A 15678-nucleotide genomic window follows, 5' to 3' on the forward strand; every position below is an offset into this window, starting at 1 on the left:
AAAACAACTGATTAGGATGTATTTAAGTCTTCCGAAAACGACTGATGCGAAGACCGAAAACGATTCGGTATTGGTAGCCGGGCCCGGATTCGAACCGGGGTCAACGGGTTTCTACCCCTGCCGGGTCCAAAGCCCGCCATCCTTGGCCGCTAGACGACCCGGCTAATAACAGAGGCAAAGAACCAGTTTAAAAGCGCTACTTGTCATGTTTTACGGTCTTATGTCTTGAGTACGTTCTTCTTTGTTGCTGGTCCTCTTGCTATTAGTAGTTTTACGTCTATCGTGGCTACGGTTTCTCCTCTTTGGTTTTTAACCTCATGTTTGAAGGTTATTATTCCGCCGTTGTATTTTTCGCTTGGTTTCTTATCGATTACCTCGGACTCCACGTATATTGTATCGCCAATCTTAACGGGTCTCAGGAACCTTGAGTTAACCTCAAGTAGGGCTATTGTAGTCCCTGCCACAAGCGGTGCGAAAAGGCCTACGGCAAGTGACTGCACGAGTAGTCCATGTGCAACCCTTCCCTCGAATATTGTTTCTCTTGCGAATACGTCATCCACGTGTAGTGGATTGTAATCGCCTGTTAGTTCTGCGAATTGTACGATGTGTGACTCCGTTATGGTTAATCCCTGGGACTTCATTTTCATGCCTACCTGGAAATCATCGAACGTGTATGGTGGTGTTTTTAAGCTCATGGTTACTCAGTATTGATTTTATTAATTATTAATGTTTTGTCTCTATTCTCCTTGTAATTATCTCCTGCGTCTAATGATTAGTAGTATTGATAGGAGCAGTACTACTATTACTATGACTATTACGTAGTCAAGGGTCGAGAAAGGTACTGGCTGTGTTGTGGCTGTCCTTACGGGCTGCTGTGTGGTCGATGCCTTCGTAGTGTTTACCTGGCCTGTTATTATGAAGTTTATTGTGTAGTTCCCTGGTGCCAATGTTATGATTGCTCCATTGCCTGTGACTTGGAAGTTCTGTATGTTTATTGGTATTGATGTTGGTAGTACGTTATTGGCCATGAAGATTTGGGTTTCGTAGTCTGTGTTTACCTGGAGTTGTAATGTTCCATTGCTTAGGGTATCTATGTATGGTGTGTATGTTATTGTTATGTTGCCTGGGCCTACCGTTGTGGTGTATAATTGATTGCCCCTTACGTAAAATGGTATTAACTGGCCGGTACTATTCACAACAGTTATTGGGCCTAGGGGTTGTACAGGTAGTGTTATGTTCACTAGCATTACCGGTGACTGAGTCGTTATATTTATCATGACTTGCGAACCATTCCCGGTCAGGTATATGAATACTGCAATTGCCAGTAGGCTAAGCATATCATTGAGTTGTTGGACTTTTTGCTTAAAGCTTTTTCTATTGCTAATTAACTGTCACGCCGAGGCCATTAATTAATTTACGCCTATTCCTAATGAAAACGTTGGCTAAATGAAGTATATGCCAACAAACCATGTGACCCTTAGTAAACGCCTCACAATCACACCTACCGACTATGGCAACCTCACCACTCCTCAACCTCCTAATCCTAACCTCAACACCATGCCAGATACTTGGCCTAGACCTACTCCTAACCCTACCCCTAATCACCCACTCCCTACCAACCCTCCTAACCTCGTCAAAGATCACGTCCTTACTAACCATTATTAATCAACGATATTACCCACTAATTTAAGAACCATTCTGGTTGAATCACCTCATTGGCAGGTTAATTACCGTCCCCGTCTTAACATCACAGTACTTATCTCCATAATTCACACTCACGTAGTGCCTAGCCTCATCACCAGAACAATGCGCTGGACATACATACTTTGAGTACTTAGCAACAACATCAAGCTGTTGCGTGGATGGACCATGAAAACCACCAATTACCAGGTAAACATCACCGAGCAACTCATGCTCCTCCTCACGATGTTATCAATGCCTGGGTGAGAGCAGCCAACAACTACGACTGAGCCATAACCATCCAACCTAACAATTAATGAGTGTTCACGAATGCCCACACCGCTCATGACTCCCGTGGTCATGGCATCCTCAAGCACCTCTCGGGAATCCCTAACCGTAACTGGGTTAAGGCCCCATCTACGTAGTACGTTATCAACCTCTGGGACATAAACAGTCAATCCCCTCCTAACCTCACCAACGTATTTGAACCCGCCATAATGATCAGCATGATAATGACTGAGGAAAGCCGCATCAATACTATTGAGGTCTATGCCTAAGGCCTTGATGTTATTCTCCATAACCCTGGCTCCGTATCAGCATCATAAAGCAATACCCATTTATCCGTCTCGATAAGCACGCTCCAACCCCAGTCATTTAGTAGTGGTGGGTTTGGTTTGTTGTCGTTAATTACTGTGAGTTTAATTCACTTGACCATTATCTTTATGGCGCTAAATACTTTATAAGCATAGTCAGTCATTAATTACTTAATGATGATATGCACCTCCGCCGATTAGTGAGGAGATTAGCCTGGAACTGACCCGTGGGGTTTTACTTATAAATTAATGTCGTTGTCTCCTCACTGTGGATTAAGGTATTGAGCAATGGCGTTAGTTATAATGTTAGTTATTCCATCATTAGTTTGCTCAATGCCTATGGAACTGGTGCTAGGCGAATCGTGGGCTTTGTAATTTCTATGTTTAATAATGCCTATTACTTTGGTGTTCCTGGGGACTTACGTAGTGTTTATGTTCATGGTAATGTAGGTTATAGGCGTGTTTATGGTTATGTAATGTATATTAGGAGGTTTAGGTCCGTCAGCATCCACATTGGGGTTAGTCGTATTAGGCGTGAGTTTGGTGATTGCGCTGCCTACTGGGGTTGGCAGGTCCTTGCTCACGAAATTGCCCACTTGGTCGGTGTTGGTGGTGGCATTACCTTAGGCATGGCAGTATTCACCTTAGCGTGGCTAAGGAATTACTACTGGAGACCTTGCCTCTGGAAATTGCCATACCATCTACCTATTACCTGTTGATTGATTATTCATTGGGAATAGAATGTAAGAGAGGATACTCGGGGGTTTCGAGGGAGCTTATTATTAATGAATTAAATAGGTTAATTACTAATTACTCAATTAATGCCGAGTATTACCTCAATTGTTCTGACTCATTGAATTCATTAATCAACACGTGTAGTAGGTACTTGGTGAATCATGAATAACCTCACTTGGCATTGTCCATATCGTCATCAGAAAGGTTTATTAGGACTACTTAACGCTGGGTTGTGATTATCGATGGCAGTTAGGATCATTGAGAAGAAAATCGAGGATATACTATCAATGATGCGAAATCCCGCCCAGGTGAGGAACGCAGGTACTTTGGCGCATGTTGATCACGGCAAGACAACAACCACAGACTCACTGCTAATGGGTGCCGGCCTACTCAGTCCCAAGGTCGCTGGTAAGGCCTTGGCAATGGACTACGTCGAGATCGAGCAATTGAGGCAGATGACTGTTAAGGCCGCCAACATAAGCCTGTACTTCGAGTATGAGGGTAAGCCGTACATAATCAATTTCGTTGATACGCCAGGCCACGTGGACTTCACAGGTCATGTTACGAGGTCCCTCAGGGTTATGGATGGCGCACTCGTCGTTGTCGACGCCGTTGAGGGTGTTATGACGCAGACGGAGACCGTGGTTAGGCAGGCAATGGAGGAGATGGTTAGGCCTGTACTCTTTATTAATAAGATTGATAGGTTAATCAAGGAGCTTAGGCTTAACCCAAACGAGATCCAGCAGAGGATTATTGAGATAGTTAAGGACTTTAACAACCTAATCGACATGTACGCGGACCCAGCCTTCAAGGACAAGTGGAAGGTTGATCCATCCAAGGGGCAGGTCGCGCTTGGCTCAGCGCTCCATAAGTGGGGTGTGACGATACCGCAGGCCGCTAAGGCGGGGCTTAAGTTCAGTAATATCGTTGATGCCTACGAGAAGAACTACGTCGATGAACTGGCGCAGGAATTCCCACTATATAGGCTATCTTGAACATGATTGTTGAGCACGTACCACCACCAAACGTAGCCCAGAAGTATAGGATACCGAAGATATGGAGGGGCGACTTGAACTCACCACTTGGTAAGGCATTGCTTGAGGCTGACCCAGATGGGCCGACGGTGATAGCCGTCAGTAAGATGAATAAGGATCCGCACGCTGGCTTAATAGCCACTGGCAGGGTTTTCAGTGGCACTATTAGGAGGGTGACGAGGTCTACCTGATAAATGCCAAGACAGCAAAGAGAGTTTTACAGACTTACCTATACATGGGTCCAAATAGGATTGTAATACCTGAGGTGCCGGCCGGTAACATAGTTGCCTTACTGGGTGTTGATGATGCGAGGGCTGGCGAGACCATAGTGGCTGCCTCGATTAAGGATGTGGCTGCTCCATTCGAGAGGATGAAGTACATAAGTGAGCCCGTGGTCACGGTGGCCATAGAGCCCAAGAACCCGAATGACCTGGCGAAGCTCGTTGAGGGCCTTAGGGAATTAACGATTGAGGACCCAACACTAAGCCTGAAGATTGATGAGGAGACGGGTCAGGTACTGCTTAGTGGTGTTGGTACGCTACACCTGGAGATAGCCACTTGGCTACTCAGGGAGAGGACTAAGCTGGACTTCACGGTATCGCAGCCGCTGGTTAGGTTTAGGGAGACCGTCAGGGCCGCGTCACCAACGTTTGAGGGGAAGTCGCCGAATAAGCACAATAGCTTTACATAAGTGTTGAGCCGCTTGATGAGGAGACCATTAGGTTAATTCAGTTTGGCGAGGTTACTGACGACCAGGACCCGAGGGATAGGGCCAAGATACTTAGGGAGAAGGCTGGTTGGGATGCTGATGAGGCCAGGGGCATATGGGCTGTCGATGAGCAGTACATCAATGTCTTTGTTGATAAGACAACGGGTATTCAGTACCTAAGGGAGATTAGGGATTACATTGTGCAGGGCTTTAGGTGGTCGATACAGGCAGGCCCACTGGCCCAGGAGCCCGTTAGGGGTATAAAGGTGATACTGCATGATGCGGTGGTTCACGAGGACCCAGCGCACAGGGTCCGGCCCAGATAATGCCTGCAACGAAGAATGCGATAATGGCTGGAATACTGGCGGCCAAGCCGACGCTGCTTGAGCCAATGCTGTCGATAGAGGCTAAGACAACGCAGGAGAACATTGGCTCGGTGATTGGCGTGTTGAATAGGCATAGGGGTAAGGTCATTGATATGGTTCAGTCCGAGTACATGGTGACGATTAAGGGTGAGATACCTGTTATGGAGTCGTTCACCCTAAGTGACGAGCTTAGAAGCGCCACTGCCGGTAGGGTGTTCTGGAGCCTTCAGTTCGCGAGGTGGTCCCCAGTCCCTGAGAACATGCTTGTTGATATGGTGATGAAGGTAAGGGAAAGGAAGGGATTGCCTAAGGAGATTCCGAAGGTTGAGGACTTCATATCGCAATACTAGAATAATGGCTAAAGGAGTTTGATTTTTAAATACATCAAGTGTAGATGTAATACACATGTCATCACAAGGTAGTCAAGGCGGGGGTAAGATCAAGGTCTCTGTGCAGAAGGCAGGGCCATTAGACACAGGCGAGATAGCCCAGACAATGAAGACCATTAAGACTAAATTCGCAATAATGAGTGGTAAGGGCGGTGTTGGTAAGAGCTTCGTCACGGCAAGCCTGGCACTGGGCTTTGCAATGAGGGGGTACAGGGTTGGCATACTTGATGCTGATGTGTATGGCCCAACAATACCGAAACTACTCGGTCTAGTTGGCGCTAATCTCTACCTTAGTGAGGATGAGAAGATAATACCTGCCGAAGGCCCATTCGGCATAAAGGTGGTCTCCATGGACTTCCTACTGCCCACTGACGATACGGCCGTCATTTGGAGGGGCCCGCTAGTTGATAGGGCGATTAAGGACTTCCTAGGTAATGTACATTGGGGTGAGTTGGATGCCTTGTTTATTGATTTACCACCGGGTACCGGTGATGCGCCGTTAACAATAGCACAGGCCCTTGCCAATGAGATGACTGGTAGCATAATAGTGACGGCGCCAAGCGATGTTTCGAAGAGGATTGTGCAGAAGGCCATTGATTTCTCGAGGAAGGTTAAGATACCAGTAACCGGCGTCGTTGAGAACATGTGCTGCTTCTACTGCCTGAGTCCGGGAAGACGTACTACATCTTTGGGAAGTTGATTGGTAAGGAGATGGCTGATAAGTACGGCGTGCCGTACCTCGGCATGATACCTCTTGACCCAAGGATTGGGGAGTCCAATGACCTTGGCGAGCCCTTCCTAATGAAGTACTCCACGTCGGATACGGCTAGGGCAATACTGAGCATTGTGGATACGATAATAGCCATGTATAGGGATAAGCTTGAGGCTAAGGTCGAAACCACTGCTAAGAAGCAGGTAAGGTCATTACTTAAGTTACCTGGCGAGGAGGAAAATGAGGACCAGGATGAATCATAAATACTGCCTTAGGGCCTTGGCTGTTTCCACTATTGCATCAAAATCACCAGGTGCTGACAGATAAACACCAGGGAAGTATTGAAGTAATTCACGGGCTCTCCTAGCGGCATCACCTATTGGGTCTGGCTTTACCGGGACTTTGGTATTAAGTATTCTGCCTATTACCTTTGCTGATTTACTGGTTATTATTAGTAGTGCTGGGTAAACATCAACATTGAACTCCCTACTCACCTTAAGTGCCCTCATTAGATCATCCATTGATAATGTGTACTGTAACATCGCAAAGTCGGGTTTTACACCCAACCTTTCCCTTATGTAACTTTCATCAAAGTTAGATATGGAGATGCCGAACTTAGCACCACCGACTTGTTCAATACTCCTTAGGTAATTGATGGCACTTATTGGTGTTAAATCAGGGACTGCCGTAACGCCAGGCCCAAGATCACCCCTCATCAATAGGTAATTCCTAACGCCATTCGCTAGACCGCCCATTATTAATGCCGTAAGCCCAACCTTATTGTGATCGGCTACTCTGATGTTAGCTATAACTTCGACATTACCATAACTATGCCTGATCAATGCGCCTATGAGTACCGCATTCGCTGATGGGGTTGCAAATGTGGAATCAGGGATGTCTACATGCGTTACATAATCAACAACACTACTTATCATGCTTAAGTAATTACTTGCGTTGTCAATTCTTCTTAATGGTGGTAACTCGGCTATTATAGTTGCCATATGTTTATAAGGACTATAGCCGTTAATTAAGAATTACGCTATTGAGCCCTTTATACAATTAATATTCAGCAGTGGAGATACTAGAACGAACTCGTTATTGAGGAGGTTTAGGCCATCGGGACAACTAAGTTTTATTGAAGTATTCATTCTCATTATCATGAGATTACCAAACTCCATATATAATCTCCGTGAAAATAACCTAGTGGCTACTATGAAGTGAATGCCGTGGGATCTACCAATCCTAACACTATTAATCAGCGCATCCAGTAGGTCCTTATTGCCCATAAGCCTTCGGCATTGTCCACAACCATAACAACCTTATTATCTCTTGAACTCATGAACCACTTAATAATGTCCTCTATGAGGATTATTTCATATATGCCAATTAACGAGCTGGGAAGTTCGTGAAGATCAATAAGCACTACCCTACTCTTTAGGGCCCTCATTGGGCTAAAAACAGAAAGTTCTACATCCTCCTTACCAACATTAACAATGGCATCAAAGAATCCCGAATCCCTTAATGAGTATGCAAGGTCAATGGCCTTATTTATAGGGCCTCTTCCTATTGCATTAATTAGCTCAGGATCCTTAATAGCGCTGATGAAGCTTTGCACCGTATTAAGTGCTTTATCGTTTGATATCATTAACGTTATAACAACATACCTAACCTCCGGGTCTAAATAATTAATTGCTCTTTCTATAAACCATCTAAACCGAATTGATAATGGTATAATACTTAATTTACCGACGCCTCCATCTTGAAAAGCAACATTGAATTTAATGCCGTCACTTCTCGACTTGATTATTGAAATTTTAGCCTTCTTTTTACGAAAGCCTAGCATGCGTAACTTATCAACCACGTAATTCTTCAACTCATCAATATCTATTGGTCTACCTAATTTCATCACATCCAGCGGAACCAGTACTGACGCGTCAATTCCATTATCAACTAGATACTTTGCATACTCACCTGTTCTATCAAATACTATAATATTTTCATAATGGCTTGTTGAGTACAGCTCCTTAATTAATTTCTTAATAAAGAGGGACTTACCACAACCTGGCTGTCCCATTATTAATAAGCCCTTATTAAGCGCCTCTTCATTAAGCATTATTGGTACTTCATACCCATTAATCAATGCCCTACCAAATAATAGATTGCCCATCAATCCAAGGAATTCCTTAATTACATCAATGTAAGGATAAACAACCAAGCTACCTATAATAGGTATTACTGACAGCGATACAAAACGGAAGGTCCCACCCTCCTTGATCCGTGAGATTACGGGGTCACCAATTACCTTAATATATGTCGGGTTCGCGCCTCTTATTGATGGTGGTGGATTTATGACAGGTTCAACCTTATTAATCCTGAGGAGGATTTCACTGCCTGTTGAAGGATTTACCATTATGATGTACGAACCTATGAAGAATTTACTGACTAAGTCGTTATAACTAAGTTTTGAACCAACAGTTAGTATTAATTTATTGCTTTCATTAATGCCTTTTTCAACGATACCTATCACATCGCCTAGTTTATTAATTTCCGATCTATTAATTGAGTTATTATCACTTCTTTGCATTACATTAGTAAACTACTTAGTAACTTATAAGGATTCATTAACATAATTGCAATAAACCTATCGTGAAACCAATAAGAAAATACTAAGAAAAACTGAAACTATTGAGATAGATACTCCTTAACGACCAGTGCTAGTCTCCTGATACCCTCAAAAATCTGCTGCGGTGTTGGATATGTGAAGTTAAGTCTCATGTCGTTGTGCCTATCCTCATTTGGGTAGAATGACTTGCCAGGCACATATGCAACACCATACTTCTTAATAGCCGTGCCAAGCATCTCCCCCGTGTCTATTTTCTTGGGCGTTGTTAACCAAATGAACATGCCGGCCGATGGCTTGGTCCAGGTAACGCCCTCAGGCATGTACTCATTCAACGCTTGAAGCATTAGGTCCCTCTTGGTCCTATAGATCTCCTTAATCCTCGGTATGTTCCTCTCAATGACGCCCCTCCTCAATAACTCAGCGGCTATGTACTGGTTAAGCGTTGATGTGTGTAGGTCAATGGACTGCTTAGCAAGCTCGAACCACTTAATAACCTCATCACTAGCCGCAACCCAACCAAGCCTAAGCCCAGGCGCGGCGATCTTACTGAACGTGGATAGATAAATAACCCTACCCTCACTATCCATCGCCTTAAGTCTCATTGGCGGCTCCTCATCACCGAAGTATATGTAGCCGTATGGGTCATCCTCAATTATCAATAAGTCGTACCTACTTGCTATCTCGAGCAGTGCCTTCCTCCTCTCCATACTCATCGTGATACCCGTCGGATTCTGCCCCGTGGGCACCACATATATGAACTTAAGTTTGCCGCCATCCTCAATTACCTTCTTAATGACGCCTTCAAGAACATCAACCTTAATGCCGTATTCATCCATTGGCACACCAATTATCCTTGGGCCGTATATCCTAAAGCCTGGAGGGCTGCTAGGTATGTGGGGCTCTCGGTTATTACGTAATCCCCAGGGTTAATGAATAACCTGCCAACTATGTCAAGTGCTTCCTGACTACCAACCGTGATTATTATGTTCTCGGGACCATCAACCTTAATCCCCACCTTATCCATGAACTTCGTCAATTCCTCCTTCAATTCCAAAACACCGCCAGTGGTTCCGTATTGAAGGGCCTTCTCGGCCTTTGTCGTGAGTACGTCTTTCGTGACTTCCATTATTTCCTTGGCCGGAAATGAAGATGGGTCTGGCATCCCGCCACCAAAGGAGATAACATTCTCGGTAACCCACTTCAGTAACTCCCTAATCTCAGAAGCCTTCATGAGCTTTGACCTATCCGATAGAAATTCATTGATATTCATACTGGTCGCCATGATGTGGTTAGAGGGATTTATATTGCTTTCTCTAGAATAAAAATAAGTATATTGAATAAATACTTATTTTTAGATCAAGACATTGATTAGAAGAGTCTCTCAATTTCATCAAGATAATTAACAGCGTCCTTCGCAAAGTACGTGATTATTAAATCTGCTCCAGCCCTCCTAATGGCGATTAATGACTCAAGAACGGCCTTCCTCTCATCAAGCCAGCCATTCATTATCGCTGCCTTAAGCATGGCATACTCACCACTAACCTGGTAAGCGGCGAGTGGCATCTCCGGGAAGTTCTGCTTCACGAGCCTGATGACATCGAGGTAAAGCGTTGCTGGCTTAACCATGACTATGTCAGCGCCCTCATTAATGTCCATGGCGACCTCCTTAAGGGCCTCATGCGCATTCCTCGGGTCCATTTGGTAACTACGCCTATCACCAAACTTAGGCGCACTGGCTGCAGCTCCCTGAATGGGCCGTAGAACGAACTCGCATACTTGGCGCTATAGGCCATTATGACAACGTCACTAAAGCCAGCCCTATCAAGGGCCTCCCTAATGGCCTTAACCTGCCCATCCATCATGCCGGACGGCGCAACAACATCGACACCAGACTCAGCGTAGGTCACCGCGGTCTTGGCGTAGAGCTCTATTGTTGAGTCATTATCAACTATGTACCTACCATCCGGCAACTTCTTAACAATGCCGCAATGCCCATGGTCCGTGTACTCACAGAGGCATACGTCAGCCATTACGACGAGTCTATCCTCGAAGGAGTCCTTAAGGAATCTAATAGTCCTCTGTATTATGCCATGCTCATCATACGCCGAACTACCCCACTCATCCTTATGCTCAGGTATGCCGAATAAAATAATAGACCTAATGCCAGAACTAACCAACTGATCAACGAAGTTAATCAACTTGTCATTAAGGGGCCACCTGTACTGCCCAGGCAGTGACTTAATAGGCTCTGGCTCATTAATGTCCTCCCTAACGAATATGGGCATCACGAAGTCATCAGGCCTAAGCATTGTCTCAGCAACCATATTCCTGATGAGGACGCTTGACCTAAGTCTCCTGGGCCTATTAACAGGGTAATTAAACAAGTAACTCCTCAACCTAATACTTTCAGTAGCAACCACAGCATTGAGGCGCCAAGTACCAGTTTAAAAATAGTGCTTCCCCTAACCGCTGGGGGTGAAAAATGAATAAATGCCAAGCCCAATCATGAACAAGCCCAGTATGCCAAGGGCGATCCTACCAGCCTCAGCCACAACACTCCAATCACCAACGCTCTTAACGACGCCCTTATAGATAGCCAGCACTATGATGGTCTGGGCAAGCCAGGAACCGAAGCCGAACATGAAACCAACGAGGAATGATAGCCCGGCCGTAATCATGGGGACAATGGCTATGGTCAGTATTAGAACAATGAAGAAGTCGCCGCCGAACGCCGCGGCTAAGCCATGGATCCATATGAGCCTGTAATCCGCGGTCTTAACATCATGGTGATCCCCATGCTTCCCAAACACTAGGTATGCAGCGACTCCAATCATGGTTAACCCAACGATTATGTCGACATACGGGTCGAGAACCGAGGTATTAAGTAAACCCATTAACTCGCCAACCAAGGCGCTCATTAAGGTCCACACTAGGGTTAGGGCTCCGGCGAATACAGAAACAGCGGCGATAACACCCCTCACACTCCTCTGCATTAGGCCGTAAGACACGGTTATTGGCCAGGTATGCTCATCAGGCTTTAAACCATGTATCACGCCAACGATAAGCACGGCAAGTAGCCAGTAGGGTCCCATGGACTTGACTATGTACTTAGCAAGTGGTTCAAGCACTTCAGGCATTGACATTATGGCGATGATTATAGCCACCGATATAATGCCTGCTAAAAGCCATATCTTCGATGACTTACTTGAGAAAATGGTTCCCTGCATATCATTAGGCCTACCCTAATGGAAATTATAAACCCTTCTGTTAGGGTAACCCTAATTCAGCTTAAAGAATAGTTTTTAAGTGGTTTATCATTGTGGTTAATCGATAAGTAAATGCGAAACGACGTCATTAAAGTTCTCATTGCTGGTGTACCAAATTGTGGTAAGTCCACCATATTTAATGAACTTAGTGGCGTTACTATTAATACGGCTAATTACCCAGGCACCACGGTCTCAATAAATAAAGTGGAATACAGCATTGATGGTATTAAGGTATCAATCATAGACCTACCAGGCACCTACAGCCTTAGGGCCAGCATGGTCGATGAGGCCGTGGCTGCTAGGGAGATACTACGGGGTAATTATGATGGTATAGTAGTGGTTGGGTCAGCACTTGATCCTGAGCAAACCCTCTACCTACTTATTCAAGTCATGGAGTTAGGTAAGCCTGTAATCCTTGTTCTTAATATGATGGATTTAGCATCAAGGAGTGGCTTTCGATATGATATTGAGGGGTTAAGTAAGGCATTGGGAATACCCGTATTACCTACAATAGCCGTTAGGGGTTCTGGATTAGATGTTTTGAGGAATATGATTATTAAAATACGTGATGTAGGGCAGGGTAATGTACGTGTGGTTAATTATGATAAGCTCGAGAAATACATAGAGGATTTAGCCAATGCTTTGGGGGTATCGCGGGGACTCGCGATAGAGACACTTAGTGATAACCCAGTTACGAGGGAGCTAATGGGTAACCTACTAAATAACGACTATGTTAGGCAAATTATTGAGAATGCTCGTAAAGAGGTTGGGGACGTAAGTAGTTACGTTGCGGCCATGCGATGGAACGCTGTGAGATCTTTCATTAATAAGTTCGTTTTAAAGGGTAGAAAGCCCTTGATTAGCAAATACGATGAATTATTCCTGAACCCGAAATATGGCCCTATTATCTCTATCTTATTACTATTTGCGTTGGCTGAGACCATATTCCTAGCCCTAGAACCCCTGGTGGACCTGCTATCAATGTTCCTTGATTCATTGCCAATAGATAGTATTGTTGCGAGTTACGTAACTAATGAATTAATTAAATCATTAATCGTAGATGGGATATGGAGTGGAATTGCCACATTAATAGACTTTATACCCTACGTCTTTGGAGTTGCCCTCCTAATAGCATTCATAGAAGATTCTGGGTTGATTGTGAGGATATCATTTCCAATAGAAAGGTGGTTAAGACGCATTGGTATACCCTCAAGAGGCTTATTTACTTAATTGCCGGCTCTGGATGCAATGTACCGGCTATAACCGCCACAAAGGCAATGCCAAGCACCAGGGATAGAGTACTCACTGCCTTAATGATACCCTACATACCATGCACGGCCAGGTTTGTGATAATATCATTAATAGCGGCTGCCGTACTGCCGCATTTAATGGGCCTTGTTGTGGTATTGCCCTACGCCGTAGCACTGATTGGCGTGATTATCATATCGAGTTTCTCAAAGGTACGTTTAAGATTCATAGGTAAAAGTGTGCCGTACTCCTACACATTACCTCCATTAGTATTACCATTACATAAAGCATTCATTAAGAAGATCTGGCATTACACCTATGAATTTTTATCTAGGGCTGGAACGCTAATAGTGATTTTCGTAATAATAATGTGGTTCCTCTCAATAAGTGGACCGGGTGGTGTGATAGGCCCTGAAGCCCTCGGTAGTCCTACACTTCTTAAACAGACGTGGCTTGGCGTAATAGGTAACGCCATGGCACCATTATTAAGCCCAATTGGTATACCCTGGCAATTCTCTGCGGCGTTAGTTTACGGATACGTATTTAAGGAGGTTGTGTTGAGTACATTGGCTCTACTCTACGGCGTTGAGGAGGGTGGCTGATATATGCCATAAGATCATTTATTTCACTGCCATCAGCCATAGCCCTCATAGTTTTCACAACATTCTACTCACCATGTATTGCCACACTCATCACGGAGAGGCAGGTTGTCGGTTTGAAACTTACGGTGATTAATACTATTCTTCAATTCCTAATAGCATTGGGATTAGCGTATGTTTCATACTATATTACATTAATAATTACGTTAGGGTGATTTACATGTACGCGGGCAGTGAAGGCATACCGATAAATAAAGCACCAAACAACTCAATAGTGAGAATCGTTAGACCTGGCAGTGATAGGTTAATCGACCTTGGCCTAATGAGTGGTTCAATTGTTAAAGTACTAATAAGCATGCCCTGCGGCCCAGTTCTGGCCCAGAGAGAGGATGGGTCCGTAATCGTGCTTGACGCCGATACTGCGTCTAATACGTTTGTAACTATTATATCGATGCCAGAACCCGCTAGACATAGACACAGGTGGAGACGAGGCTGGAGACTTTGATTTTTCGCCTTTATATTTAATTCAATATCTATATAGAGCAAATACTTTAGAGCCTCAACCTGCACTAGCAAATATGCCTCTGGACCCAGCGGTTAGGAAAATACTCGAGGAACTAAACAAGGTAATGCCCCAAATGACGAAGATGCCGCTTGACGAGTTTAGGAGAATGTTCAGGGCATTCTTCACATCACAACCAAGGAGACCCATTTACAAGGCCTACGATATAACCATACCAGGTAGTGAGACGAAGATACCCGCCAGAGTCTACATACCTAGGGAGGGCGGCGACTTCGGCGTACTTGTTTATCTACATGGTGGTGGCTTCGTGATAGGTGACGTAGAGACCTACGACCCACTATGCAGAGAGTTAGCCTTGGCCTGCGACTGTGTGGTGGTTTCCGTGGATTATAGATTAGCACCCGAGCATAAGTTCCCCGCAGCCGTAATTGACGCCTTCGACTCAACCAAGTGGGTCCTTGAACACGCGAGGGAAATCAATGGAGACCCGGAGAAGGTGGCAATAGGAGGCGATAGCGCAGGCGGTAACCTAGCCGCCGTAGTGGCAATAATGGCCAGGGACCAGAGACTAAAACCGACCATAAAGTACCAAGTCCTGATAAACCCATTCGTAGGCGTTGACCTGGCATCATACACAATTAGGGAATACTCAACAGGCTTGTTCCTTGAGCGTGAGGCAATGGCATTCTTCAACAAGGCATACCTAAGGAGCCCAGCCGACGCCTTCGACCCAAGGTTCTCACCAATACTCGTTGACAACCTAAGCAACCTACCACCAGCCCTAGTAATAACCTCCGAGTACGACCCACTAAGGGACTCCGCAGAAACCTACGCAGCAAAACTAGCCGAGGCGGGGGTGCCAACCGTAACCGTAAGATTCAACGGGGTAACCCATGGATTCTACGGCTTCCCAATACCACACGCCAGGACAGTAATCGGACTAATAGGATCAACACTGAGACAAGCATTCTACAACAAGTATTAAACAATCCACATCGATAACAAACATCGCAAAAAAACTTAAAAACAAATAATGAATATACCTACTTGGGCCCGTAGCTCAGCAAGGCCCAGAGCGGCGGGCTCCAGACCCGTAGGTCGTGGGTTCAAATCCCACCGGGCCCACCAATTTTGCATTCAACTCCTAAACACACCGATGCCGTATCATTCTCGATCTTAAATACATGCTTACCCCATAACCT

Annotated in this window: 15 protein-coding genes, 2 tRNA genes and 4 pseudogenes; 9 read left to right on the forward strand and 12 right to left on the reverse strand. The window is 45.0% G+C overall.

Annotation, left to right across the window (positions count from 1 at the left end; translation table 11 throughout):
• Positions 1 to 71: 71 nt before the first annotated feature.
• The 6 genes from JCM16159_RS12635 to JCM16159_RS17970 form a co-directional block, all read right to left on the reverse strand.
• Positions 72 to 164: transfer RNA gene (locus tag JCM16159_RS12635), tRNA-Gln, on the reverse strand.
• Positions 165 to 218: 54 nt separating this feature from the next.
• Complete coding sequence (locus JCM16159_RS12640; RefSeq protein WP_054853237.1) at positions 219 to 695, reverse strand: MaoC/PaaZ C-terminal domain-containing protein; 477 nt, start codon at positions 693 to 695, stop codon at positions 219 to 221.
• Positions 696 to 752: 57 nt separating this feature from the next.
• Positions 753 to 1337 (reverse strand): hypothetical protein, encoded by a 585-nt coding sequence (locus JCM16159_RS12645; protein ID WP_054858054.1) that lies wholly within the window; start codon positions 1335 to 1337, stop codon positions 753 to 755.
• Between the two features lie 43 nt (positions 1338 to 1380).
• Positions 1381 to 1659, reverse strand: coding sequence for a hypothetical protein (locus JCM16159_RS12650; RefSeq protein WP_054858055.1), 279 nt, complete (start codon positions 1657 to 1659; stop codon positions 1381 to 1383).
• 48 nt (positions 1660 to 1707) lie between these two features.
• The gene (locus JCM16159_RS17965; RefSeq protein ID WP_243666897.1) at positions 1708 to 1908 is read right to left on the reverse strand and encodes a hypothetical protein; all 201 of its coding nucleotides are present in this window, start codon (positions 1906 to 1908) and stop codon (positions 1708 to 1710) included.
• On the reverse strand, positions 1884 to 2258 hold the full coding sequence (locus JCM16159_RS17970; RefSeq protein ID WP_243666898.1) for an MBL fold metallo-hydrolase: 375 nt from the start codon (positions 2256 to 2258) through the stop codon (positions 1884 to 1886). The genes JCM16159_RS17965 and JCM16159_RS17970 overlap by 25 nt, the downstream gene beginning before the upstream one ends.
• Positions 2259 to 2554: 296 nt before the next feature.
• Between JCM16159_RS17970 and JCM16159_RS12660 the strand changes: the two genes are divergently transcribed.
• From JCM16159_RS12660 to JCM16159_RS12670, 4 genes and pseudogenes are all read left to right on the forward strand, one after another.
• Complete coding sequence (locus JCM16159_RS12660; protein WP_243666899.1) at positions 2555 to 2992, forward strand: hypothetical protein; 438 nt, start codon at positions 2555 to 2557, stop codon at positions 2990 to 2992.
• Between the two features lie 11 nt (positions 2993 to 3003).
• A complete protein-coding gene (locus tag JCM16159_RS17975; protein WP_243666900.1) occupies positions 3004 to 3177 on the forward strand; it encodes a hypothetical protein in 174 nt (57 codons plus the stop codon).
• A gap of 73 nt (positions 3178 to 3250) precedes the next feature.
• Positions 3251 to 5466 (forward strand): annotated as a pseudogene (locus JCM16159_RS12665) (elongation factor EF-2).
• 55 nt (positions 5467 to 5521) lie between these two features.
• A pseudogene (locus tag JCM16159_RS12670) lies at positions 5522 to 6480 on the forward strand (Mrp/NBP35 family ATP-binding protein).
• On the opposite strand, the gene JCM16159_RS12675 reads toward JCM16159_RS12670, so the two are convergent.
• The 6 genes and pseudogenes from JCM16159_RS12675 to JCM16159_RS12695 form a co-directional block, all read right to left on the reverse strand.
• Positions 6475 to 7218 (reverse strand): methylenetetrahydrofolate reductase, encoded by a 744-nt coding sequence (locus tag JCM16159_RS12675; protein WP_054858056.1) that lies wholly within the window; start codon positions 7216 to 7218, stop codon positions 6475 to 6477. The pseudogene JCM16159_RS12670 and the gene JCM16159_RS12675 overlap by 6 nt on opposite strands.
• 33 nt (positions 7219 to 7251) lie before the next feature.
• Positions 7252 to 7503, reverse strand: coding sequence for a hypothetical protein (locus JCM16159_RS17980; protein WP_243666901.1), 252 nt, complete (start codon positions 7501 to 7503; stop codon positions 7252 to 7254).
• Positions 7473 to 8801 carry a DUF87 domain-containing protein gene (locus JCM16159_RS12680; RefSeq protein WP_243666902.1) on the reverse strand — a complete coding sequence of 443 codons (1329 nt, stop codon included), beginning with the start codon at positions 8799 to 8801 and terminating at the stop codon, positions 7473 to 7475. Before JCM16159_RS12680 ends, JCM16159_RS17980 begins: the two co-directional genes overlap by 31 nt.
• A 98-nt stretch (positions 8802 to 8899) precedes the next feature.
• A pseudogene (locus JCM16159_RS12685) lies at positions 8900 to 10110 on the reverse strand (PLP-dependent aminotransferase family protein).
• A 98-nt stretch (positions 10111 to 10208) separates the two neighbouring features.
• Positions 10209 to 11224: pseudogene (gene hemB / locus JCM16159_RS12690) on the reverse strand (porphobilinogen synthase).
• Positions 11225 to 11302: 78 nt separating this feature from the next.
• Complete coding sequence (locus tag JCM16159_RS12695) at positions 11303 to 12067, reverse strand: hypothetical protein (RefSeq protein ID WP_054858057.1); 765 nt, start codon at positions 12065 to 12067, stop codon at positions 11303 to 11305.
• A gap of 111 nt (positions 12068 to 12178) precedes the next feature.
• Here JCM16159_RS12695 and JCM16159_RS17985 point away from each other — a divergent pair, with 111 nt between their 5' ends.
• The 5 genes from JCM16159_RS17985 to JCM16159_RS12715 all read left to right on the forward strand — a co-directional run bounded on the left by JCM16159_RS17985 (position 12179) and on the right by JCM16159_RS12715 (position 15604).
• Positions 12179 to 13336, forward strand: coding sequence for a FeoB small GTPase domain-containing protein (locus JCM16159_RS17985; protein WP_243666903.1), 1158 nt, complete (start codon positions 12179 to 12181; stop codon positions 13334 to 13336).
• Complete coding sequence (locus tag JCM16159_RS19755; RefSeq protein ID WP_367834532.1) at positions 13291 to 13956, forward strand: nucleoside recognition domain-containing protein; 666 nt, start codon at positions 13291 to 13293, stop codon at positions 13954 to 13956. The genes JCM16159_RS17985 and JCM16159_RS19755 overlap by 46 nt, the downstream gene beginning before the upstream one ends.
• Before the next feature lie 217 nt (positions 13957 to 14173).
• Complete coding sequence (locus JCM16159_RS12705) at positions 14174 to 14458, forward strand: FeoA domain-containing protein (RefSeq protein ID WP_054858059.1); 285 nt, start codon at positions 14174 to 14176, stop codon at positions 14456 to 14458.
• A 73-nt stretch (positions 14459 to 14531) separates the two neighbouring features.
• Positions 14532 to 15461 (forward strand): alpha/beta hydrolase, encoded by a 930-nt coding sequence (locus tag JCM16159_RS12710; protein ID WP_054858058.1) that lies wholly within the window; start codon positions 14532 to 14534, stop codon positions 15459 to 15461.
• Between the two features lie 64 nt (positions 15462 to 15525).
• Positions 15526 to 15604, forward strand: a tRNA-Trp gene (locus JCM16159_RS12715).
• Positions 15605 to 15678: the final 74 nt, after the last annotated feature.

Source organism: Vulcanisaeta sp. JCM 16159, from assembly GCF_001316265.1.
GTDB lineage: Archaea > Thermoproteota > Thermoprotei > Thermoproteales > Thermocladiaceae > Vulcanisaeta.

Bases quoted from the DNA above. Each gene is read 5' to 3' on its own strand.
- JCM16159_RS17980 (WP_243666901.1), bottom strand. From the start codon at position 7,503: ATGGGCAATAAGGACCTACTGGATGCGCTGATTAATAGTGTTAGGATT.
- JCM16159_RS17985 (WP_243666903.1), top strand. From the start codon at position 12,179: ATGCGAAACGACGTCATTAAAGTTCTCATTGCTGGTGTACCAAATTGT.
- JCM16159_RS12705 (WP_054858059.1), top strand. From the start codon at position 14,174: ATGTACGCGGGCAGTGAAGGCATACCGATAAATAAAGCACCAAACAAC.
- JCM16159_RS12695 (WP_054858057.1), bottom strand. From the start codon at position 12,067: ATGCAGGGAACCATTTTCTCAAGTAAGTCATCGAAGATATGGCTTTTA.
- JCM16159_RS12710 (WP_054858058.1), top strand. From the start codon at position 14,532: ATGCCTCTGGACCCAGCGGTTAGGAAAATACTCGAGGAACTAAACAAG.
- JCM16159_RS17970 (WP_243666898.1), bottom strand. From the start codon at position 2,258: ATGGAGAATAACATCAAGGCCTTAGGCATAGACCTCAATAGTATTGAT.
- JCM16159_RS12680 (WP_243666902.1), bottom strand. From the start codon at position 8,801: ATGCAAAGAAGTGATAATAACTCAATTAATAGATCGGAAATTAATAAA.
- JCM16159_RS12650 (WP_054858055.1), bottom strand. From the start codon at position 1,659: ATGGTTAGTAAGGACGTGATCTTTGACGAGGTTAGGAGGGTTGGTAGG.
- JCM16159_RS12675 (WP_054858056.1), bottom strand. From the start codon at position 7,218: ATGGCAACTATAATAGCCGAGTTACCACCATTAAGAAGAATTGACAAC.
- JCM16159_RS12645 (WP_054858054.1), bottom strand. From the start codon at position 1,337: ATGCTTAGCCTACTGGCAATTGCAGTATTCATATACCTGACCGGGAAT.
- JCM16159_RS12640 (WP_054853237.1), bottom strand. From the start codon at position 695: ATGAGCTTAAAAACACCACCATACACGTTCGATGATTTCCAGGTAGGC.